The sequence below is a fragment of the Bizionia argentinensis JUB59 genome (assembly GCF_000224335.1).
Classification (GTDB): Bacteria; Bacteroidota; Bacteroidia; order Flavobacteriales; family Flavobacteriaceae; genus Algorimicrobium; species Algorimicrobium argentinense.
In genome coordinates this window covers 346293-369851 of the sequence record NZ_AFXZ01000002.1, presented here as the reverse complement: position 1 = coordinate 369851, position 23559 = coordinate 346293, and the positions used below count along the sequence as shown (strand labels likewise).

Here is a 23559-nt window from a genome sequence, read left to right as displayed (position 1 = left end):
CCGAAAGATTATGAAAAATATTAAATCATCTTATAAGAAAAATAAAACATGGTTAAACTACGGCATCATTGCCGTAGTTGCTATAACACTTTATGCAACTGGAATGCATGCGGAAGTTATTGGTTTTGCACAACGTGGTATATTGGCTACAGGTATTATGAATCTTAATTTGGAAAATGAAATACAAAATGCAGACAAAAATAAAGATAGTAAGGAGGTGACGAACGCTATAAAGGCTGATTATAATTTGAAGCTGATGGATAAAGATGGAAACATCACATCTATGGAAGCATTAAAAGGTAAAGTTATCTTTATAAATTTTTGGGCCACTTGGTGTCCGCCTTGTATAGCTGAAATGCCCAGCATTAAAAACTTGTACGATGAAGTAGGGGATGATGTAGCTTTTGTAATTCTGTCCGTAGATAAGAATTTTGAAACAGCCAAAGCTTTTAATTCAAGTAAAGGTTATAATTTGCCTATTTATGCAGCAGCTAGCAGATTACCAAAAATGTATGAATCAACCGCGATACCAACAACCTATGTTATTGACGCTAAAGGAAATTTAGCACTAAAACACAAAGGAATGGCAGATTATAATGCACCCGATTTTAAAGAATTTTTGAAGAGTTTGAAATAATAATCTTCAAATTAGTATATAAAAAAAACCGCATCAGATTTTTAATCTAATGCGGTTTTCTATTTATAATTTTATAAAGTGTTAATTAATATCCTTGGAGCATACAAAACTTAATCTTGAAATTCTTTTATGGCGTCACTTAAGTCAAAAACCGTTGCATAATCAAGATTTTTTTGAAGAATGCTGCTTCCCGCTGCACTTCTATAACCGCCGGCGCAATGCACAACAAAAGGTTTGTTAGTTGGAAGCGTTTCTTCTGATTCTCGTAATTCGTTAAGCGGAATATTAATGGCAGTTTCAAATATCTTGCCTTCAGCAACCTCACTCTTATTTCTTATATCGATAATAGTATACGCATCCTCATTATTTTTAAAATGTTCTAAATCAAATGTTTCTGATTTTTGTAATGAATTATCTGAAAGTGTAACAATAGCTTCAATTTGATTTTCGTAGCCTATTTTGGCAATACGCGCAATTATTTCATCTTTATCATTAATAGAATTTAAAACGAGATAAAACTTTTCTTTAGGATTAACAATAGAGCCTAACCAAGTTTCTATTTTATCGTCTTCATTTCTAGCCATAATATTAATGCTTCCTTTAAGATGATTTTTTTTGAAATCGGCCTCATCTCTAATATCAATAATCAAACTTGATTCTGGAAGACTTTTAACTTCAAGTTTTATAGGAATACTATTAGTATTTTTATCAAAATTTTCAGCGCCCGTTTTATTTATATCCACATTATAACCGAAATAGGAAGGAATAAAAGGTTGATCCATTAAAATAGTATCGACAAACTCTTTTTCTGTTTGTTTTTTGAAAGCCCAATTGCTCGCGCGCTCTTCGCCTAAAGTACTGGATGGATCTGTGCTCATGTTTTTTCCACATAAGGAACCAGCTCCGTGTGCTGGATATACTAAAGTATCATCAGGTAAATGGTTGAATTTATTTTGGATGGTATGGTACATACTTTTGGCCAATTTCTCTCTGGTAGCTCTCATGTTACCCGCTTTTTCACGTAAATCGGGTCTTCCAACATCGCCAATAAACAACGTGTCTCCAGAAAACATAGCGTGTTTATTATTTTCATCTTTAGCCATAATAGTAATCCCGTCTGGCGAATGACCAGGCGTATTAATAGCGGAGAATGTGATTTTTCCCATTTTAAGAGTATCTCCATCATCAAAAGATTGATGTGGGTAATTGGCATCAACCAATTTACTTACATAGATTGTTGCGCCTTTTTCCTCATGTATTTGTAAATGACTACTCACAAAATCGGCATGCGGATGTGTTTCAAAAATCGCTATAATTTTAGCATTATTTTCTTCAGCATATTTATAATAGGGCGTAGGATTTCTAGCTGGATCTACCAACGCCATCTTACCTTCGCTAATAATAGCGTAGGAGTAATGTGCTAACGGTTTGTCTTGAAATTGCTTTATTATCATAAGTTATGGAGTTAAATTAAAAAAATATCAGTCTTGATTTAATTAAAATCAAGACTGATCTGAATATACTAAATATTTTTCATAGCAAGGTACCAATCTACTTTTTCAACAGAATCATCTGCTAATCGTGCATTTAACTCATCTAAAGTTTTTGGTGGACCTACAATAACTTTATCACCTTTTTTCCAATCTAATGGCATGGCAACTTTATGTTTATCTGAAATTTGAAGGGCTTCCAAAGAACGTAAAATTTCATTCATATTTCTACCAACGTTTAATGGGTAATACATGACTAACCGAATTTTTTTCTTCGGATCTATAAAGAATACCGCACGTACAGCAGCTGTTTCACTTTCATTAGGTTGTAACATCCCGTAAAGTTTGGCTACTTTCATATCGATATCCGCTATAATTGGAAAGTCGAAATAAACGCCTGTGTTTTCTCTTACGTTTTGAACCCAACCTAAATGGGAATGAATACTATCAATACTTAAACCTAATAGCTGGGTATTAAGTGCGTCAAATTCGCCTTTACGTTTAGCAAAACCAGTTAACTCTGTTGTGCATACTGGCGTGAAATCCGCTGGATGCGAAAACATTATAACCCACTTATCTATTGCGAATTCTGAAAATTTTATTTTGCCTGTAGTTGTGACGGCTTCAAAATCAGGAGCATTATCGCCAATTCTTGGCATAGCGTTTACTTCCTGAATATTTAAATCTGCTTCCATAATTATTGTTTTTTATTATTGTTTTTAAATTTACTATAAAGATAAGCTATAGTCGAGTGCTATACTGTAACATAAGTTACTTTGCGCAGAAAAGCAAGACAAAAGCCCGAAAATTAGATAACTAAAAAGAGGTAAAGGCTTATAATAAGTCCATACCTCTTTTATCATTTTAAGTGTAAAATAGAATATTTTAAATCTCTTTTCCTTTCAGCATTTTGTTCCAGTATAAATAAGGAAGTATGTATTTTTTAACCATCCATAATCTCCAATGCTCTTTTTGGCAATTAAAAACAAGCATGCGTTTTAATTTTGGATCTGAAATATTATTAAAGTCAACATTAAACTTGCCAGAATAGAAATCGATGTTTTTTGCATCTTTAATATGTCCAGACTGGTATTCGTCAGGCGATCTAACGTCTATTAATTGTACATTTTGGTTTAATGTAGCATCTTTAAAATCGGCAGGATCCAGAAGTTTAACGGTATCTTTTGGTTTTTCTTTTTTTCCAAAAATAGAATTGAAAAAATTTATACGTAAAATGATTTAATAACTTCAAATTAAAAATATAACTTCTAAATCATAAAAGTTATGATATTTATCATCTATTTCTACTGCACAAAAAATTCCATATAGAAAATAAAGGCAGCCATTACGAAAATGAAGTATCCAAAGCCTTTTTTTAGTTTTTTACCATCAATAAAATTACTTAAATAACTACCAATAAAAATTCCAACAAAGGATAAACCTGTAAAAAGCATTAGAAAAGACCAATCTATAGTCATGGTTAAGGCGTCGCCAATAAAGAAACCGAGTAGGGATTTAATAGCTATAATTATTAAAGATGTGCCAATGGCTATCTTCATTTCTACTTTTGCTAATATAACAAGTGCAGGAATAATTAAAAAACCACCGCCGGCTCCAATAAAACCAGTAATTCCGCCAACTATTAATCCTTCAAGAATAATTAAAGGATAATTATAAGAAACTTGAACAGTTAAATCCGCTAGTTTTTCTTTTGGTTTTTTTAGCATAGAAAAAGCCGCAGGAATCATTAAGAAAGCAAAAAAACCGAACATTGCCATACGTCTGGTAACTTCAAAGTCGCCAATATAAAATAAAGATTCAGGTAAAGCAGGAACGACATATAAGCGAACTAATGAGACACCAATTATAGATGGAATACCAAAAACTATAGCTGTTTTCCAGTCTACAAAACCTTTTAGGTGCTGTTTTACACCACCAACTAAAGCGCTGGCGCCAACAATAAATAGGGAATAGGCTGTTGCTGCTTTTTCATCGATAGAAAATAAATAGGCCAATACTGGAACAGCTAAAATAGATCCGCCGCCGCCAATAAGACCGAGCGTGATACCAATTACTAATGCGCTTAAATATCCAAAAACTTCTATTAATTCCATGGCTTGTAATTTATGATTTTAAAAATGTTATGCTAATAATTCGTCAGCAGTATAATGAGTTTTATTAAGAAGTTATTTTTTTTTAGTTTAACGCAATATAAACGTTTTTATAAAATAGAGTCTCATTGTAGCTTTGTTTCATGCTGCCTTTTGCTTCATAATTAAATATGTGTTTTAATTCCATAATTAATTTGGTTAATCACAATGGAAAGTCAACCCTTAAATTAAATAATCTATTCACTCTCTAGGGGTGTCCGCCTTATTCAACTTTTTCATTATTTTTTTTACAACTACAACTCCTAAAGCGCCGCCTAAAAATGAAACCACGCAATTTATTATAAATAAATTAATATTGAAGCCGTCATTATAAATAATATCCCAGGGACTAAAACCTATTCTTCCAAAAGACTTTACAAGTAAAATACTACCAAACACACCGACTAAAGTATTTCCCGTAAAACCTAAAGCGTATTTCTTTTTGAAATACCCCATAAGATTAGCACCAACAATACCTATGAAAATACTGATTAAAGAAATTAAAGTTCCCGTCATGGTTTTAAATATTTTAATTAGTGGTCTCCGTAACCTACATCGTCCATTTTGCCATTAAAAACTCTGTATTGAATGATCATATAAATAACCACTAAAACGGCGGCAATGGCAAACCAATAGACTCCAACTGTTAATCCATAATCATCCGCAGCCACATTATAGATTGTTAAATCTGGGTTTATAGCATTTGTTGAAGGCAAAACTTTAGGAAAAATTGAAGCTACCGTAGAAGCCAAGCCTCCTAATAGAAATAAGGTTGAAAAAACAAAACCATGTCCATCTTTTTTGAAAGATTTCACTTTAAACAACCCGATTAAACCTGTTAAAGCAATTACTGGCAATATCCATAACCATGGGTATTGCATAAAGTTATGAAATGGTTTAGGCTCTATAACATGCCAAACTAATAATGAGGTGATAACTAAAGCCACCATAACTATATTCAGATTAAAGACTACTTTTTTAAGTTTTTTATTAAGGTCTGAATTCGTTTTAAAAATAATCCAATTGGCGCCATGGATAGTCAGCGCTACAACACCAATTACCCCTAATAATAATGTAAACCAATCTATAACTCCTAATTGCTCTGCTTGCGGACTAAAAGTTGAATTCCAAAGCGGTAAAAAGAAATAATGCGCTTCATGGGTAGAAACACCATTTACAACATTTCCTAAATTTACACCTCTTACAATATTTCCTAAAGCGACACCAAAAAATAGTGCTAATAATAAACTGGCTATTCCAAAAGCCTTATCCCATATGGCTTCCCACATGGCGTTTTTAATTTGACCGCGTAGCTCTAAACCAATAGCTCTAAAAATAAGTAACCACAAAATTAACATGAGCGGTAAATAAAAACCACTAAATGATGACGCATACAAAGTAGGAAAGGCAAAAAATAAGACACCTCCTACAGCAATTAACCAAACTTCATTAGCGTCCCAAAAGGGTCCAATAGCATTGGTAATTGCTTTTTTATCTTTTTCTGTTTTTGCAAAGAATAAATGAATAATTCCTGCACCAAAATCATAGCCATCTAAAACGACGTAAATAGCTAGCATAGTCATTAATACTATATACCAAAATAACTCCATAATTAATGTTGATTAAGTTGTGGTCCTTTATTAATAATTTTCCCTGCTAACATTAAAAACAACATGCCTAAAAGCAGATATAAACCTATAAAACCAAGTAAAGTAAATAATGTGTTTCCAGAAGAAACCGTTGGTGATGCACCGTCGGCCGTGCGCAATAAATTGTATACTAACCAAGGCTGTCGCCCTAATTCGGCTGTGTACCAACCCGTGGTATTAGCAATATATGGAAACGGAATCATAAGCATGAGCGCCCAGAGAATCCAAGTAGTTTTGTAGAGCTTTTTTCGAAACAGCTGAAAAGCTGCTAAAAGCATTAAGCCAATAAAAATAGTTCCTAAACCAACCATAATATGATATGCATAATATAAACCAGGAACGTTAGTAGGATGAACATCTTCATCAAACTCATTCAGCCCTTTTATTTGCATATTCCAATCCTGGTAGGTTAAGAAGCTTAAAATGTTAGGAACGGCAATTTTATTGTCTAGTTTTTTCTCTAACATGTTAGGTTGGCCAATTAGTACAATTTCGGCTCCACCATCTTCTGTTTCAAAAATACCTTCCATAGCCGCAAAAGCAACAGGTTGATGTTCTGCAACATTTTTAGCTAATAAATCGCCTGTAGGAAATGCGACTAATAAACTTGAAATTAGACCGAAAATAACACCTGTTTTTACAAAAAGTTTTCCGAATTCATTATGTTTATTACTCAACAAGTAAAAAGCACCAACACCGGCCATAACAAATGATGATGTTACCATGGAGCCAGCTTGATTATGTAAATAGGAGGGAAGTAGCCAAGGATTAGAAAATAAGGCACCAAAATTATTTAGAACAAATTTACCGTTTTCTAAAATTTCATAACCAACAGGATATTGCATCCATGAGTGTGTGGCAAGTATTAAATAACCACTAGCCCAAGAGCCTAGAAAGACCAAAAACCCGGTAACAAAGTGTAATTTATGGCCAAGTAGTTTTTCGCCAAACAGAAATAGACCTAAAAAGGAGGATTCTAAAAAGAAAGAAAACATACCTTCCATGGCAAGGGTTTGACCAATTATACCACCGGTGAGTTCCGAAAATTTTGCCCAATTGGTTCCAAATTGAAATTCCATGGGGATTCCGGTTACAACACCCATAGCGAAATTTAATGCGAAAATTTTCATCCAAAATATGGCAGCATCATTATATTTATCGATTTTAGTTCTTAAAAATTTCCATTTAAAATAGACAATTAGTAAGGATAAACCCATGGTTAATTGCGGAAACAAATAATGAAACGTGATAGTAAATGCAAATTGCATTCTATCATAAAAGATCATATCCTCCATTTATATTTGAATTTGATTTGTTGTTTTATTCCAACTATTTAAAATAACAACTTCTATTACGTGCAAAATTAGAAGTTATCAGTGTTTTTAAGTGTAACAATAGTTGCACAATCACTCTTTTAATCATCTTTTTTTTAAGTTGTAATCTTAAAGATAATTATAAAACAATCATATGAAAACTTGTAAAGGGAATTATTTTGTAGTATTATATGCTTTGATCATTTTTAAGACAATCACTTATGAAAACCAGCCTTATTCGCTATAAATTACTGCCTCAACTTCAGATTACTATTTATAACTTTTTCTGATTTATAATTCATTTATAAAGGATTTTAATTAACCGTTATTTCTAAAACTACAATCTCTATCGCTTTATCGATTTGGTTTTTTATTCTTACTTATTTTTAACAATTTATTTTTAATATGTCAATAAAAGTCACTAGAAAAGAAAGTGCTTCCCAGTTTTTAGGTCTGGTTGTTAACAAAACGGTGTTTTTCTCCGCTATTGCCGTTATGATTCTTACTGTTGGTTTCACTTTAATATTTGAGGAAGAAGCCGATTATTATTTCGGAATGGCTCAAACCTATGTTTCTGCTCACGGCGGGTGGATTTATACCTTGGCAGTTAATTTATTCATTGTCTTTTGTTTGTATATGGCCTTTAGTAAGTTTGGAGCTATTCGAATAGGCGGTAATAAAGCAAAACCCGAATTTAGTTTATGGGCATGGTTTGCTATGCTTTTTAGTGCTGGAATTGGAAATGGATTGGTGCTTTTCAGTATTGCCGATCCTGTTCGCGATTTTTTAAATCCACCACGATTAGCAGGACAAGACCCAGCGCTTATAGCACAAGAAGCTATTAATTTTTCTTTTCTTCACCACGGTATTCACGGTTGGGCTATTTATTCGGTTGTTGGACTTTCTTTAGCGTATTTTACGTTTAATAGAAAAATGCCATTAACGTTACGTTCCGCATTTTATCCCTTATTAGGAAATCGAATTTATGGATGGATGGGAGATGTAATTGATATTATGGCTGTCATTACAACACTCTTTGGGCTAGCTACAACTATCGGATTTGGAGTAGGACAAATTAACTCCGGACTTACGCATGTATTTGGTATTCCGAGTTCCTTGTTTTATCAAGTACTTATTATTGTAGGGGTAACATTAGCAGCCACTATTTCCGCGTTTAGCGGTGTTAATAGAGGTGTTCAAATGTTAAGTAAGTTGAACGTGAGAGTTGCATCAACTATCTTTTTGCTCGTATTAATTTTAGGACCTACCACATTTATTTTTAAATCCTATATACAAAATATTGGAAGTTATTTAGTGCATTTTGTAGATATGTCCACTTGGACCGAATCCTTACAAGGAACTAATTGGCAAAAAACACGAACCATTATGTATTGGGGTTGGTGGATATCTTGGTCGCCATTCGTTGGGACGTTTATTGCACGAATTTCTAAAGGACGAACCATAAAAGAGTTTATTCTATGTGTACTTATTTTACCTGCTTTGGTAACATTCCTATGGTTTAGTGCCTTTGGAGGTACCACCATGCGCGATATACTTCTCGGAGATACAGCAATGATTGCCGCAGTTAATGATAATATTTCTACAGCACTTTATGTGTTTTTCGATAAGTTTCCATTAGCCATGTTACTCAAAGTTTTAGGCGTTATTCTTATATGTAGTTTTATAATAACTTCAGCGGATTCAGGCGCTTTAGTTGTTGATAGTATTACGTCTGGCGGCAAATTAAAAACGCCAAGATATCAAAGAGTCATCTGGGCAGTTGCCACAGGTATTATTGCTTCTGTTTTAATGTACGGAGGTGGTTTAAACGCGCTACAAACGGTTGTTACCATTTCTGGATTACCCTTTGCTATTCTCTTAATTATGATGTGCTTTTCCTTGTTTAGAGGAATTAATGAAGATTATGATAAAGCAGAACGAAAAGAAAAGTTACTGGAGCGGGCAACCTATAGAAAAAACATATTGAATCTGGTAAACGAGGAGCGGGAAGAGAAAAACTTGAAAAAGATTGAACCTGAAAAAGAACCCGATAAAAAATCGAATACAACGGATCTGTAAATAAACCAAAATTTGAAATAGTTAAGCTAAAAAAATGACAAAGAAGATAAAGTTAGAAAATGAGTTGAGATTAATGGTGGCTTTGGACTTGACTGAAATGGATGCCATTTTATTGGGATATGTAAGCTTTCTTTGTAAGGTATGGAATATTGAACATTTATATTTTACACATAACATTAAACAATATAAATTATACGATTTATACGACGAGTTCCTTGAAGAAGGTATTACGGTAGAAGACATTGTAGATCGTGGTTTGCAAAAAACTATCGATAAAAATTATACGGCTGCAGTTCCGCATACGGTGCTAATTACTTCTGACGATTATACCGAAAGCATTTTAAGTCATATGGCTGACGAATATAGAATTGATGTCATGGTTACAGGTAATAAGGACGAACTGCAGGGAACAGGTGCTTTAAGTCAGAAATTAGTTAGGATGCTAGACGCTCATGTTTTGTTGGTTCCGGAAGAAGCCAAACATAGCATGGACAACGTTTTAGTTCCAACGGATTTCAGTTCCGCTTCATCAAAATGTTTTGGAGTAGCTGACAGTTTAGTCGAACGATCTGGCGGAAAAATTGAGGCGCTTCACGTTTACAATATTCCGTCCTTTTTCTTCCCATATATCAACACTGAAAAAGCAATCGGTAAAACGATTCTTCATTTGAAGGAGAAAGTTAAGCAATTTCGGAAAAAATATAAACTTCCAGAGCAACTTCAATTCCGGTATACGGACAGAGAGAACTTGTCTGTAGTTGAAGCCATTGTGCTTCACGCCAAAAAAGGTAAATTTGATATTATTGTAAGTTCGGCAATAGGCGGAAATAATATAACATCCTTATTTGTGGGAAGTGTTACCAACGATTTATTGATAAGTAATATAAAAGTGCCCTTGCTCGTTATTCGTTAAAAAAGCGCTTGATAATTTAGGTGTAGTTATAAATTTTATGGTGTTCGAAAGCAGGATTTAAGCATTTTGTACAATTCAGGATGCTTTTTTTTCATCAGTTTAGGTTGTTCGAAAAAATACTCTGAAGCAACTGCTAAAAATTCTGCTTCATTGGTTCCTCCGTAATTTCTGATATCCGATTTATTATCATTAATAGCTTCCATTTCCTTATGTATGAGTTTTAGCCATGGAATAATATAAGGTCTAGCAACTAATCGCTCTGGAACGCCGTCTGTAATACCATCCATTTTGTCAATTAAATGTACAAATTCATGAACAGCTGTATTAGTTTTATGAGAACTTGGATGAAATCCATGATGCAGTGCTTTCCGCGAGAGAATCATTTGTTTTTCAAATCGGCCATTTCCCACAACTCCCGAGATATGACGTTTTTTATCGGTCTCATCAAAACCCAGATCTTCATTAAAATCTTCAGGGTATACTAAAACAGTACTTAAATTGTGGTAGTGCCATTCTGCGAAATTAAAAACGGGAATTACGGCGCTGGAAGCAATCAGGATTTTATCTAAATCATTAAGTTCAAAACCGACACTGTCCAAGTATACTTCGCTTAAAAACAACATCATACGTTGCTGAAAACGCTTTTGGTCAACTTTTGAAAGTTGACTATAATATTCGACATGCTCCAAAAGTAAATCGTGCCAAGGCTTTGGAAAGGGTTCAACAGGCTTTTTCCTTGTAAAGAAAAAGGCGAAAATGACAAATCCAACCAATGCCACAAAAGCGATTATAATATACGTCATAAAATATTGCTATTAGTTATGTAAAAGTATTGTAATTTTTATAGTATTAACGTCGGCTTAAGGAGAAACTATATAGGATTTATCCTTTAGTCTTTATTTTAACAGCTTTGGTATTAATCCTTATGTAAGTGATTTTGATGGAACAAACAGGCGTGAAATTATTTTTGGTTACGGGTTTAAGTTCCAATACGGCAAAATATTTTATAATAAGTCATAGTTTAGTCGAAAGACCCAGAGGATAAATTGACGCCCATCACGTTTAAAATTTTTAGCCCTTTTTATTCCCTATATAAATATTTAAAAAGAAGTTATTAAAACCATTCGTCATTTAAAAGAAACGTGAAGCCATTTTAATTCATGCTATAAAAGGTTAAATTAATATTATTTTAAGTTAAGCAATAACCGGAAATAATATTATGGATTTATTTTTGGGAAGTGTTACTAGAGATGTCCAGATTTTAAAAAACTATGCATATAAAGAGTATATAGTGCTTACCTTTGCCAATTACGTTAAAAAAACGTCAGATTAAGTGGGCGAAAATCTATTGAGAAACCTTAATTTTAAATAAAAGAATCCGAATCCTATGAATGAAAGTATCTGGACAAAACTAAAAGATGCCTTATTAAAGTTTTTAATCGATTTTGGTCCCAATGTGATATATGCTGCTGTGGCTTTATTCTTTGGTTTATTTGTTATTAAATTTACGATGCGCTTGCTTCGTACTTTTATGAATAAATCGCATATGGAGCCCACTTTGAAAACTTTTATTCAAAGTTTGAGTATTTTCGTTCTTTATGCCTTATTAATTTTTGTTGTTGGTACCATTCTCGGAATTGAAGCCTCTTCGTTTATGGCCATGTTTGGCGCTGCGGCGCTTGCTATTGGTTTTGCTCTACAAGGCAGTTTAGCCAACTTTGCTGGTGGCGTGCTTATTTTGGCGTTTAAACCTTTCAAAATTAATGATTTGGTTTACATCAATGATCATTTGGGTTATGTACAACAAATTGACATTTTGTATACCCGAATTAAAACTTTTGATGGCAGGTTAATCACCTTGCCAAATGGTAAAGTAGCCAACGATGATATGGACAATCGTTCCATAGAACCTTATCGACGAATAGAAATAGATCTAAATTTTTCATTCGATGAAGATTTTGACGAACTCCGTGAAATAATCACGAACGCTTTAAAAGTACATCCTGATTTGGTTAAAGGCGAACCTATACAAGTTTGGTTAACCGGTATGGGTGATTATGCAATGAAAGTTTCTGCCAGATGTTGGTCTACTTCCGATGATTTTTGGAATGTATATTTTGAACAAATGGAAGCCGTTAAAAAAGCGCTTGATAAAAATGATATTCATCTCGCTATTCCAAAACGTCTTGTTTATCAAGGTGATAAAAACTAGCTCTAGAAACAAGAAATCTGTTTATTCCTTTTCATCCTTCTCGATTTAAAGAAAAATAAGAGATAATAATATGGACGTAGTTATTTAATTTATTAGAGGAGTGATTTTTATAAAAACACCCAACCATTTTATCCATTAAGGCTCAAATTGAAACTTTTTAGTTTATATAGAAAGACAAAGAATTAACTATTGCAAAAAGCCTTTCAGTTTTCAACTGATTGAACAGTGTTTGATATAAGTATAAATTGCGAACTATAACTTGATAAAATAGGTCGATCTTAAACTTAAGATAATAAATTTTGAATAATCTAAAGGTATTGACGACTCCTTATAAATTAAAGAAACTTCGAACAAACTAATAGATATTCTCGAATAACTGAATAATTCCAGACTATCTAGTCCCCATTTCTTCTAAAACTTATTTGTTTTAATAAATCAAGATTTACTATTTCTTATTCCGCTTATTATAATTCTTATCGCCACGAGTTTTAGGCTTTTTATATTTCGCTGCTATCTTCGCTTTATAAGATCCTCCTAAATTTTCCTTCTGATTTTTTTCTTTCTTCTCATGAAATGAAGGTCCGGGTGCATCTTCATCACGCAACTTTGTTGGATTGTTTCGTTCTTTAATTTGCGGACGTTCTTCTTCTAATAAATCTGTAGAAATCGCAACATCTTCAGGAAAAGGCAATTCTGGAATCGTCATTTGCATTAAACTTTCAATGCGATCTAAAGCTTCTTTTTCTTTTTCAGTATAAAAAAGTAGGGCATGACCTTCGCGTTCTGCACGACCGGTTCTACCAATTCGATGCATATAGTTTTCCGGGAAACTTGGTGTATCAAAATTTATAACATGCGATACATTATCAATATCCAATCCACGAGCCATTACATCTGTAGCGACTAATATTCTATTGTCTCCAGCGCGAAACTGCTCAATACTGCGTAAACGATAATTTTGTGTTTTGTTAGAGTGAATTACGCATAATTCTTCGTGAAAGCGTTCATCTAAAGCGTCAAAAAGTCTGTCGGCCATTTTCTTATAAGCCACAAAAATTAATACTTTATGATAGTTTTCCTTATCCTTTAAAAGACTTTTAAGTAAATTTAATTTGGTGTAAAAGTTAGGAACAGCAAATTTCTCTTGGGCAATATTTTCTAAAGGTGTTCCAGAAACTGCAATAGAAACGCGTTGTGGGGCAATAAAAAAACTATTTATTAATTCGTCCACATCGTCTGTCATTGTTGCCGAAAACATAATGTTTTGACGACGTTCTGGCAAAATATCAAAAATATTAATCAGTTGGTGTCTAAACCCTAAATCCAACATAACGTCCACTTCATCAATTACTAATTTCTGTATGGATTTTAACTGTAAAACACGACTTACTGCTAAATCATATAATCGTCCTGGTGTTGCTACAATAATATCTACGCCTTCAGCTACCGCACGTTTTTGGGCATTAATATTTACACCACCATAAACGCCTAAAACACGAACGTTAATGTATTTGGCAAGTTTTTCAATTTCATCAACCACTTGAACCACCAATTCCCGAGTTGGCACTAAAACCAAAATACGTGGATTTTCCTGATCCGAGTATTTTAGACTTCTTAAAATAGGTAACATATAAGCAAAGGTTTTCCCCGTACCAGTTTGTGCTATACCAACAACATCCTTTCCTGATGCCACCACGTTAAAGGCTTCAGCTTGAATTGGTGTGGGATTGGTAAAACCTAAATCGTCTAATCCGTTGTATAAAGGTGTATTTAATTTTAAATCTTGAAATGTAATAGCGTCCAAAAGTTTTTGTTTTAGTCTACAAAGATAAATCTTTTATAACTCTTATGCTTTATGGCATTGCAACTTTATAACATGTATTTAATGTGTGGTCGGAAATACAGCCAAACTAAAAATGTTTTTTTTTGCGCGTTTTTTATAGAATTTTAATCTCACGACACTAAAGCATTAACTCAAGAAAATTAAAATAAAATGGTATCAAAAACAAATCATTTTTTAAAATTCGTCTCTTTCTAACCGAACACTATTTATAACAAGGGCATTCTTGCTTTTTTATCCAATGAAATTTTCGGTAATTTGTAAATAACTTTTTTCTTGAGAAAATTACACATATATCAGCCAAAAGACATTCAGGTCTTTAAAAATCAGTTACTTCTTTGGAGTCAACAATTCCGTGAGGTTTTATGGTTGGATTCTAATAACTACACCGACGTAAATAACAGTTATGATGCTGTTTTAGCCGTGGATGCTTTTACAAGCATGCAAACCGATTTTATAGACGCTTTTCAAAAATTAAAAGAATATCAAACGTTAACAAACGATTGGCTATTTGGCTATTTAACTTACGACTTGAAAAACGACACCGAACCATTGAAATCCAAAAATTTTGATGGTTTAGAATTTCCTGATTTATGTTTTTTTCAACCAAAGAAAATCTTTTTATTTAAAGGTAATCAGGTTGAAATGCTTTATTTGAATATGATAGATGACGAAATTGAGGAGGATTTAGAGTTTATTGAAGAGTTTAACGATTGTCATCTTGAGTGCAGTCGAAAGACATCCAATCTGAAAATTTCTGATAATCTTATCAAAATAAAACAGCGAATCTCAAAGGATGCGTATTTAGAAAAAGTAAAACAAGTGCTCGTTCATATTCATCGTGGCGATATTTACGAAGCTAATTTCTGTCAGGAATTTTATGCTGAAAACACTCAAGTTAATCCATTAGAAATTTATAATAATCTCAATTCAATTTCTAAACCACCATTTGCCACATTTTTAAAAATAGCAGATAAATATCTCATGTCTGCTTCTCCTGAACGGTATTTGAAAAAAACAGGAAACACCGTGATTTCTCAACCTATAAAAGGAACCGCTAAACGTTCAGGGAATCAAGAAGAAGATAATAGGCTTAAAACTGCATTAGCAGCTGATGAAAAAGAACGGAGTGAAAACATAATGATTGTCGATTTAGTACGAAATGATTTATCCAAAACCGCTATAAAAGGGAGCGTTCATGTACCCGAATTATGCCAGATATATAGTTTTGAGCAAGTACATCAAATGATTTCAACTGTTCAAAGTACGGTTACAGAAACCGCAAATCCTGTAGATATTATTGAGTCTACATTTCCTATGGGAAGCATGACGGGAGCGCCGAAAATATCGGCCATGAATATTATTGAAAATCTGGAAGAAACCAAGCGCGGTTTATATTCTGGCGCTGTTGGGTATATTACGCCGACTGGTAATTTCGATTTTAATGTAGTTATTCGCAGTATTCTGTATAACCAGACCAATCAATATGTATCCTATTCAGTTGGTAGCGCTATTACGGCAAAAAGTAATCCGCTAAATGAGTATGATGAGTGTTTAGTGAAAGCGAAAGCTATGCGACAAGCCTTGGAAGCTAAAGGATTATAGATTTTGCTTATTTAAAAAGTGTAAATTGGTAATTATGTTATTTTAAGTCGACTAAAAAAACGCAATATAAATATATGACCTTAATTGATTTTGAAAACCATATCGAGAAAAACCTTCCCTTTTTAGCGAAGAGCAAGCTAATAATTGCCATTTCTGGAGGTATGGATAGCGTAGTTTTAACGCATTTATGTCATAAATTAAAATTAAATATATCTTTAGCACACTGTAATTTTAACTTACGTGGAGATGAAAGTGATGGAGACGAAGATTTTGTATTGGAGTTAGCCGAAGATTTAGATTTGGAAGTTTTTATAGAGAGTTTTGAGACTGAAGTTTACGCCGAAGAACATAATATTTCCATTCAAATGGCCGCAAGAGATTTGCGTTATAACTGGTTTCAAGAATTAGCTGAACAGTTAAAATTTGATTATGTTTTAACCGCTCATCACGCCGATGATAATTTGGAAACGTTTTTTATAAATCTAATGCGTGGAACAGGTTTAGACGGATTAATTGGGATTCCAGAAACGAATGGTGTTTTAGTGCGACCAATATTACCGTTTTCTCACGCTGAATTGAAAACTTTTGCTCAAAGCGAAAAAATAGATTGGTGTGAGGATAGTACTAATGCATCCACTAAATATGTTCGTAATAAATTACGACATAATGTCATTCCGATTCTTAAAGAAATGAATCCGAAATTGCTTCAAAATTTTCAAAAAACGCAAGCCCATTTACAAGAGTCAACAGAAATAATTGATGATGCTTTGGTTCGCGTCCAGAAGAAAGTGGTAAAAGCAACGGATGATTTCATTCATTTAGACATTAAAAAATTACAGCAATTATCTAATCCGAAGATATATTTATATCAACTTCTTAAAGATTTTCATTTTACGGAATGGGATGATGTTTATCAATTATTAGATGCGCAATCGGGGAAATTTTTAGTATCAAAAACGCACCGACTGTTAAAGGATCGCGATACGTTAATTTTATCAGAACTTATTGAGGAATCTGAAGAAACGACTATTTTCTTACAAGAAGAGGTAAATGAAGCATCATTTCTTATGGGGAAATTGCGCTTTGAAGACGTTGATAATATGGAGGATACATCCGTAAAGACGATTTATGTTAATAAAAATTTGTTAAAATATCCTTTATCCTTGAAAAAATGGGAAAAAGGGGCTTATTTTTACCCCTTTGGAATGACGGGAAAAAAGAAATTAAGTAAATTTTTTAAAGATGAAAAACTCTCCCTTCTAGAAAAAGAACAAACATGGTTATTGTATTCCGGTAATCAAATTGTTTGGGTTATTGGTTTACGAGCTGATAACCGATTTAAAGTAACTAACGAAACGAATCCCATATTAAAAATTAGTCTCCACAATGATGAAACGTAATTTAGTCCTATTTGCAACCCTGTTCATTACTGCACTTTCAATAAATGCGCAAGTTTTAAATCCTGTAAAATGGAGTGGTAAAACTGAAAAATTATCAGAAACAGAATATACCTTAATTTTTGAGGCTACAATTGAAGATAAATGGCATTTGTATACTCAAGATTTACCAGAAGGTGGACCATTAGAAACAGTGTTTATGTTTGATTCCATTAGTCAGGTGGATAACTATAAGCGGATTGGCAAAGTAAAAGAAAGTAAATATATTACTTCTTACGATCAGGTGTTTGAAATGGATTTAAACTTTTTTGATCGTGAGGCAACGTTTGCTCAAACAATAGAAGTTTTAAACCCTAATTTAAAAACAATAAAGGTTAATATTGAATATCAAGCCTGTGATGATGCCCGATGTATTTATGAGCAAGAGTCGATAACATTTAATTTAGAAACGGCTACGAAAGCTACTATAGCAACTCTAGCAGATTCAGAAACACCTTCAAACGTTGCATCTGCCGATGATAACAAAGCAGATGCCAAACAAGATACTACAGCTATAGATTCTGATGTAGAAACAGAAAACGAATCCAAGGGGCTTTGGATTACATTCTTTACCGCTTTCTTTTTAGGCTTCTTGGTTTTATTAACACCGTGCGTGTTTCCAATGATTCCTATGACGGTGAGTTTCTTTACTAAACAAAGTAAAACAAGAGCACAAGGTATTAGAAATGCTTTATTATATGGTTTCTTTATCATCGTTATCTATACACTTTTAGGAACAGCTATTTCAGCGTTATTTGGAAGTAACGCGATGTATGAATTCTCAACAGGTGTAACATTCAACACCATCATGTTTATTGCCTTATTAGTATTCGCCTTTTCATTTTTAGGTGCGTTTGAAATTATGCTACCTAATTCATGGGTTAATAAGGTAGATAGTGGTGCCAATAGAGGTGGCATTGTCGGTATCTTCTTTATGGCTTTAGCTTTAGCAGTAGTGTCATTTTCATGTACCTTCCCAATTGCCGGAACTGCTTTATTAGATGCGGCAACAAAAGGTGGTATTGCACCAATAATTAGTATGCTAGGTTTTTCATCAGCTATAGCATTACCATTTGCCTTATTTGCATTTTTTCCAAGTTGGTTAAATTCCATGCCAAAATCTGGTGGTTGGTTAAATACAGTAAAAGTAGTTTTAGGATTTTTAGAATTAGCTTTTGCATTCAAATTCCTATCAATGGTCGATTTAGTATTAGAATGGCACATCCTATCACGTGAAGTGTTTTTAGCGATTTGGATTTCTATTTTTGGAGCGCTAGGCTTGTATTTATTAGGGAAAATTAAATTACCAAACGATTCGCCTTTACCACATATTTCGGTAGGACGTTTATGTATGGCGTTATTAGCTTTATCGTTTACCATATACATGTTACCAGGACTTTGGGGTGCGCCAGTAGAATTAATTAGTGGTTTTCCACCTCCAATGAGCACAAATAGTGAATCACCTTATGGCGTTGGTAACACGAAGCCGGCTGCTTTTTCTGGTGGATCAGGAACAGCTGTTAAACTTCCAGAACATGCACATTATGGCCCAAATAACCTAATTGCTTTTCGCGATTATGAACATGGTTTAGCGTATGCGAAGAAAGTAAATAAACCTATTATGTTAGATTTCACGGGGTTAACCTGCGTGAATTGTCGTAAAATGGAAGAACAAGTTTGGGTTAAAGAACATGTTTTTAATGTGTTGAATAACGATGTTGTTTTAATTTCACTTTATGTGGATGATAGAACTAAACTTCCTAAAGAAGAACAGTACGAGTCTGAATTAACCGGGAATAATGTTACGACTTTAGGTCATAAATGGTTAGAACTTCAGCAAGTTCGTTATAATACCAATGCACAACCTTTATATGTAATGCAGGATACCGAAGGAAAGGATATTAGTAAACCTGTAGGTTATACACCAGATGCGGAAGAGTATCACGAATGGTTATCTAAAGGTGTAGACCGATTTAAAGAGAACTAATAATTATAATTTGTATAAATCAAGCGAGACTAGTTCTCGCTTTTTTTATATAAAATAAGTAATTTTACCAAAATGATTTTATGAAAATTCAAGGACAGATTGTCGATATTCCGAACAGACGTATTTTTTCAGGTGAAATTACGGTGCTGAATGGCAAAATTTCGGCAATTGAAGAATTAGAACACAACGTAGCGCATTTTATTATTCCTGGTTTTGTAGATGCACATATTCATATTGAAAGCTCCATGTTGGTGCCGAGTGAGTTTGCAAGAATCGCTGTTACGCATGGAACTGTTGCAACCGTTTCAGATCCGCATGAAATTGCCAATGTTTTAGGAATTGAAGGTGTTGAATTCATGATTAAAAATGGCAAACAAACGCCTTTTAAATTCAATTTTGGCGCGCCGTCTTGCGTTCCAGCCACAACCTTTGAATCTGCAGGTGCGGTAATAGATTCGGAAGATATTAAGAAGCTAATGGCGAATCCGGATATTATGTATTTAGCCGAAATGATGAATTATCCCGGTGTTTTATTTGATGATGAGGAAGTTTTAAAAAAAATAGCATGGGCAAAAAATTATAATAAACCTGTTGATGGTCATGCACCAGGGTTACATGGGGACGATATAACAAAATATATCAAGGCGGGAATAACCACAGATCATGAATGTTTTTCTTTTGAAGAAGGTTTAGAGAAACTTCAAAAAGGCATGAAAGTTTTAATCCGAGAGGGTAGTGCAGCCAAAAATTTTGAAGCTTTAATCGGTTTATTACCGCAGCACTATGAAAACATGATGTTCTGTAGTGATGACAAACATCCCGACGATTTATTAATTGGTCATATAAATCAATTGTGCGCGCGCGCCGTTGCTAAAGGTTATGATGTATTCCAAGTTTTGCAAATGGCTTGTATTAATCCTGTAAAGCATTATAAGTTACCTATTGGTTTACTTCAAGTAAATGATGCTGCTGATTTTATTGTTATTGAAAACTTGATTAATTTTAAAACATTGCAAACTTATATCAATGGCGAAGTGGTTTTCGAGAATGAAAAATCACTAATTCCTCATACACCGTTTCAAATTCTCAATAATTTTAATACCTCTAAAAAACAAATTTCCGACTTTAGAATTAATTCAACTGCTAAAGAAATAAGAGTGATTGAAGCTTTAGAAGGTCAATTGGTGACCAATGAATTAATTGAAGAGGCATTAATTGAAGATGGCAATATCATTTCAAACATAGAAAAAGATATTCTAAAAATGACGGTGGTTAATCGGTATAACGATGATAAACCTTCATGCGCATTTATAAAAAACTTTGGACTAAAATCTGGAGCCATTGCAAGTTCTGTTGGTCATGATTCGCATAATATTATTGCCGTTGGTGTTAACGATGAAGCCATTTGCAAAGCTGTAAATCTTATTATTGAAAACAAAGGCGGAATTTGTGCGGTTTCAGAAACGGACAGTCAAATTGTGTCATTACCGGTCGCTGGTATTATGAGCGATCAAGATGCCGAAACAATTGGTGAAGCATATGGAAAACTAGACAAAATGGCGAAGCAACTAGGTAGTACATTAAATGCGCCTTATATGACTTTGAGTTTTATGGCCTTGTTAGTTATTCCTTCATTAAAATTGAGTGATAAAGGTTTGTTTGATGGGAATACATTTAAATTTACCTCTTTAGAAGTTTAGTTCATACACAGATTGACCCGTATATAAGCGGACAAAGTATTAAGTGTTTTTCTCGCCAAGTTGGTAAAGTAATTGGTTGTTTGTTTTTGAAAAGTGTAATTGTTTGTGCTGTAGTTTATTTTAATCAAATTCTGCAAAATACCTCTGTGGATCTCATTCTGTTTAAGACAGGTTTGTGAAAATCCTCCGTGCAACTTCGTGGAAAAACCAGGTAATAATCCATTTAATAACATATTATTTTATGCCCATAATAGAATCAACCTACAAAGCACCTTATTTATTCAGAAAAGGCTTTGTTGCAACCGTTTATTCAGGATTAATTCGAAATGTTAAAGGTCTAACTCAACAAAGAGAACGCATTACTGTTTCTGATGGTGATTTTTTAGATTTAGATTGGAGTTTTACCAAGGAAAAAACAAAGAAACTCATCATAATTTTGCATGGTTTGGAAGGTAGTGCCCAGCGCGCTTATGTTACAGGAACTGCTAAATTGTGTAATCAAAATAGTGTTGATGCAGTTTCTGTTAATTTTCGAGGGTGTAGTGGTGAAGATAATTTATTATTTCAATCGTATCATTCCGGAGCTACGGAAGATTTACAAGAAGTAATCTCTCATGTTATGGAAACTAAGGCTTATTCAGAAATCTATATAAAAGGTTTTAGTTTAGGTGGCAATGTTACCCTTAAATATTTGGGCCAAAACACTAACATTCCAACAGAAGTTAAAGGCGGGATAGCAATTTCAGTACCTTGTTATTTGGCCGGTTCAGCTAGAGAGTTGCATACGTTTAAAAACAAAGCGTTTCATGAAAGATTTAAGCGCAATTTAGTTAATAAGTTACGTGCTAAAAGTTTGAGTTATCCAGATAAAATTTCGCTAGAAGATTTAAAAGGAATAAGAACTTTATATGATTTTGATAATTTTTATACGGCGAAAGCTCATGGTTTTAAAGACGCGTCGGATTATTATGAACAAAGTAGTTCTTTACAGTTTCTTCCGAATATCAAGATTCCTACGCTTATAATAAACGCGTTAAACGATTCTTTTTTATCATCCGAATGCTACCCCATAAAAGCAGCAAAAAACAATCCGAATTTATTTTTAGAAATGCCAAAATATGGCGGTCATGTGGGGTTTATTCAAAAAGGAGCTTTTTATTATAATGAACTACGCACTTTGGAGTTTATTCAGGAGAATTGAAATGATAGTGAGTTGTTTTAGTTGATACGCGGAGATTCACAGAGAAACACGGAGTTTTTCGGAAAAGGATTTACGTTGTTTTCTCGCGAAGGCGTAAAGGTGCAAAGGTGTTAAGCTGTTTGTTGCCTGCCCGCCATTTGGAAGGTAGAGTTGCTACACGGAGTTTTGAAGAAGGAACGTGTAAGCAGATTTAAATATCAGAAATATTTCTCTGTACATCTCCGTAATTTTTTCATGTATCTCTGTGAAATTACATCCGAGTCTAAAAACCCATGTGAACTCTACTTATAAATATCCAAATACTTAATTTGCTCTTCAATAGCCTCTAAAAATCCTTTCTTTAATTCAGCCACCAATTCCGAAACATGTGGCGTATCATGAATATTCGTTACACCTTGTCCAGCCGACCAAATAGTCGCCCATGCTTTAGCTTCATCTTTATGAACGGTTAATTCGTTTCCAAAATCGACCTTTTTCTCACGTGTTAACATTTCTTCAGTAATTCCCATAGCTTTAATGCTTGGTCCTAAAAAGTTAGCAGCAACACCAGAAATAGCAGCTGTGTAAACAATGTCGTCTGCTCCAGCATCTATTATCATATCCCGATATGCTGCAGGCGCTTTACTTTCCTGCACATTAATAAATCGTGTTCCCATATAAGCTAAATCAGCACCCATTTGCAAAGCGGAAGCAATATCGCGTCCCGTGCTAATAGTACCAGCAAGTACAATCGTTTTCTTAAAAAAGCGCTTAATTTCAGCCACTAATGGCATTGGGTTAAGAGTTCCTGCATGACCACCAGCGCCGGCCGACACTAATATTAAACCATCTACACCAGCTTCCGCAGCTTTTTCTGCGTGACGCTTTTTAATAATATCATGAAAAACTAATCCGCCGTAACTATGAACGGCATCCACCAATTCTGAAACTGTTCCTAAAGAGGTAATAATTAAAGGGACCTTATGTTTCACACATAATTCTAAATCGGCTTGAACTCGTGGATTCGTTTGATGAACAATTAAATTGACACCGAATGGCGCCGCTTTTTTACCCGTTTCTTTTTCAAAATCGGCAAGCGCTGTTTTAATCTCTATAAGCCATTCCTCAAAACCTTCACTGGTTCGTTGGTTTAAGGCAGGGAAAGTACCAACAATACCATTTTTACAACATTCAATAACCAATTTTGGTCCAGAAATTAAAAACATAGGTGCTGCAATTGCTGGCAATGTCAAATCTTTTATAAAGGAAGCTTTACTCATTTTATTTTTTTTTTGATAGGGTATCAAATATAATTAAAAACTGCTTATTAGTCTCGAAATTCCATCTTAAGTGTTTATTAATATTAGA

At 33.8% G+C, this 23559-nt stretch carries 19 protein-coding genes; 9 read left to right on the top strand and 10 right to left on the bottom strand.

What is annotated here, in order from left to right; genetic code table 11:
- Positions 1 to 10 precede the first annotated feature (10 nt).
- On the top strand, positions 11 to 637 hold the full coding sequence (locus BZARG_RS01815; protein ID WP_008634443.1) for a TlpA family protein disulfide reductase: 627 nt from the start codon (positions 11 to 13) through the stop codon (positions 635 to 637).
- A 110-nt stretch (positions 638 to 747) separates the two neighbouring features.
- Here BZARG_RS01815 and BZARG_RS01810 read toward each other — a convergent pair whose 3' ends face one another.
- From BZARG_RS01810 to BZARG_RS01780, 7 genes are all read right to left on the bottom strand, one after another.
- Entirely contained in the window at positions 748 to 2091 is a 1344-nt protein-coding gene (locus tag BZARG_RS01810; protein ID WP_008634794.1) for an MBL fold metallo-hydrolase, read from the bottom strand.
- Positions 2092 to 2159: 68 nt separating this feature from the next.
- Entirely contained in the window at positions 2160 to 2822 is a 663-nt protein-coding gene (locus BZARG_RS01805) for a peroxiredoxin (protein WP_008634496.1), read from the bottom strand.
- Positions 2823 to 3012: 190 nt separating this feature from the next.
- On the bottom strand, positions 3013 to 3294 hold the full coding sequence (locus tag BZARG_RS16105) for a rhodanese-like domain-containing protein (RefSeq protein ID WP_262483624.1): 282 nt from the start codon (positions 3292 to 3294) through the stop codon (positions 3013 to 3015).
- A 137-nt stretch (positions 3295 to 3431) separates the two neighbouring features.
- Positions 3432 to 4241 carry a sulfite exporter TauE/SafE family protein gene (locus tag BZARG_RS01795; RefSeq protein WP_008634642.1) on the bottom strand — a complete coding sequence of 270 codons (810 nt, stop codon included), beginning with the start codon at positions 4239 to 4241 and terminating at the stop codon, positions 3432 to 3434.
- 237 nt (positions 4242 to 4478) lie between these two features.
- Positions 4479 to 4793 (bottom strand): hypothetical protein, encoded by a 315-nt coding sequence (locus BZARG_RS01790; RefSeq protein WP_008634719.1) that lies wholly within the window; start codon positions 4791 to 4793, stop codon positions 4479 to 4481.
- A 17-nt stretch (positions 4794 to 4810) separates the two neighbouring features.
- The gene (cydB, locus tag BZARG_RS01785) at positions 4811 to 5887 is read right to left on the bottom strand and encodes a cytochrome d ubiquinol oxidase subunit II (RefSeq protein ID WP_040287887.1); all 1077 of its coding nucleotides are present in this window, start codon (positions 5885 to 5887) and stop codon (positions 4811 to 4813) included.
- 2 nt (positions 5888 to 5889) lie between these two features.
- Positions 5890 to 7221: a cytochrome ubiquinol oxidase subunit I gene (locus BZARG_RS01780; RefSeq protein ID WP_040287886.1), complete on the bottom strand. Its 1332-nt coding sequence runs from the start codon at positions 7219 to 7221 to the stop codon at positions 5890 to 5892.
- A gap of 423 nt (positions 7222 to 7644) precedes the next feature.
- Here BZARG_RS01780 and BZARG_RS01775 point away from each other — a divergent pair, with 423 nt between their 5' ends.
- Together BZARG_RS01775 and BZARG_RS01770 are read left to right on the top strand one after the other, a co-directional pair.
- The gene (locus BZARG_RS01775; RefSeq protein WP_008634596.1) at positions 7645 to 9318 is read left to right on the top strand and encodes a BCCT family transporter; all 1674 of its coding nucleotides are present in this window, start codon (positions 7645 to 7647) and stop codon (positions 9316 to 9318) included.
- A 34-nt stretch (positions 9319 to 9352) separates the two neighbouring features.
- Positions 9353 to 10231, top strand: a complete 879-nt coding sequence (locus BZARG_RS01770) for a universal stress protein (protein WP_040287885.1) — start codon at positions 9353 to 9355, stop codon at positions 10229 to 10231.
- 35 nt (positions 10232 to 10266) lie between these two features.
- Here the strand turns inward: BZARG_RS01770 and BZARG_RS01765 are convergent, their stop codons facing one another.
- Complete coding sequence (locus BZARG_RS01765; protein WP_008634776.1) at positions 10267 to 11034, bottom strand: M90 family metallopeptidase; 768 nt, start codon at positions 11032 to 11034, stop codon at positions 10267 to 10269.
- Between the two features lie 584 nt (positions 11035 to 11618).
- On the opposite strand from BZARG_RS01765, the gene BZARG_RS01760 reads away from it, so the two are divergent.
- A complete protein-coding gene (locus BZARG_RS01760) occupies positions 11619 to 12443 on the top strand; it encodes a mechanosensitive ion channel family protein (RefSeq protein ID WP_008634492.1) in 825 nt (274 codons plus the stop codon).
- Positions 12444 to 12888: 445 nt separating this feature from the next.
- On the opposite strand, the gene BZARG_RS01755 is transcribed toward BZARG_RS01760, so the two are convergent.
- Entirely contained in the window at positions 12889 to 14238 is a 1350-nt protein-coding gene (locus tag BZARG_RS01755) for a DEAD/DEAH box helicase (protein WP_040287907.1), read from the bottom strand.
- Positions 14239 to 14559: 321 nt separating this feature from the next.
- On the opposite strand from BZARG_RS01755, the gene BZARG_RS01750 reads away from it, so the two are divergent.
- The 5 genes from BZARG_RS01750 to BZARG_RS01730 all read left to right on the top strand — a co-directional run bounded on the left by BZARG_RS01750 (position 14560) and on the right by BZARG_RS01730 (position 22212).
- Positions 14560 to 15888, top strand: coding sequence for an anthranilate synthase component I family protein (locus BZARG_RS01750; protein ID WP_008634411.1), 1329 nt, complete (start codon positions 14560 to 14562; stop codon positions 15886 to 15888).
- 74 nt (positions 15889 to 15962) lie between these two features.
- Positions 15963 to 17288: a tRNA lysidine(34) synthetase TilS gene (tilS, locus tag BZARG_RS01745; RefSeq protein ID WP_008634408.1), complete on the top strand. Its 1326-nt coding sequence runs from the start codon at positions 15963 to 15965 to the stop codon at positions 17286 to 17288.
- The gene (locus BZARG_RS01740) at positions 17278 to 19311 is read left to right on the top strand and encodes a protein-disulfide reductase DsbD family protein (protein WP_008634304.1); all 2034 of its coding nucleotides are present in this window, start codon (positions 17278 to 17280) and stop codon (positions 19309 to 19311) included. The genes tilS and BZARG_RS01740 overlap by 11 nt, the downstream gene beginning before the upstream one ends.
- Positions 19312 to 19391: 80 nt before the next feature.
- Positions 19392 to 21011 carry an adenine deaminase gene (ade, locus tag BZARG_RS01735; RefSeq protein WP_008634683.1) on the top strand — a complete coding sequence of 540 codons (1620 nt, stop codon included), beginning with the start codon at positions 19392 to 19394 and terminating at the stop codon, positions 21009 to 21011.
- Positions 21012 to 21252: 241 nt separating this feature from the next.
- Positions 21253 to 22212, top strand: coding sequence for a YheT family hydrolase (locus BZARG_RS01730; RefSeq protein WP_008634368.1), 960 nt, complete (start codon positions 21253 to 21255; stop codon positions 22210 to 22212).
- Positions 22213 to 22493: 281 nt separating this feature from the next.
- Here BZARG_RS01730 and BZARG_RS01725 read toward each other — a convergent pair whose 3' ends face one another.
- A complete protein-coding gene (locus BZARG_RS01725) occupies positions 22494 to 23471 on the bottom strand; it encodes an NAD(P)H-dependent flavin oxidoreductase (protein WP_008634737.1) in 978 nt (325 codons plus the stop codon).
- Positions 23472 to 23559 lie beyond the last annotated feature (88 nt).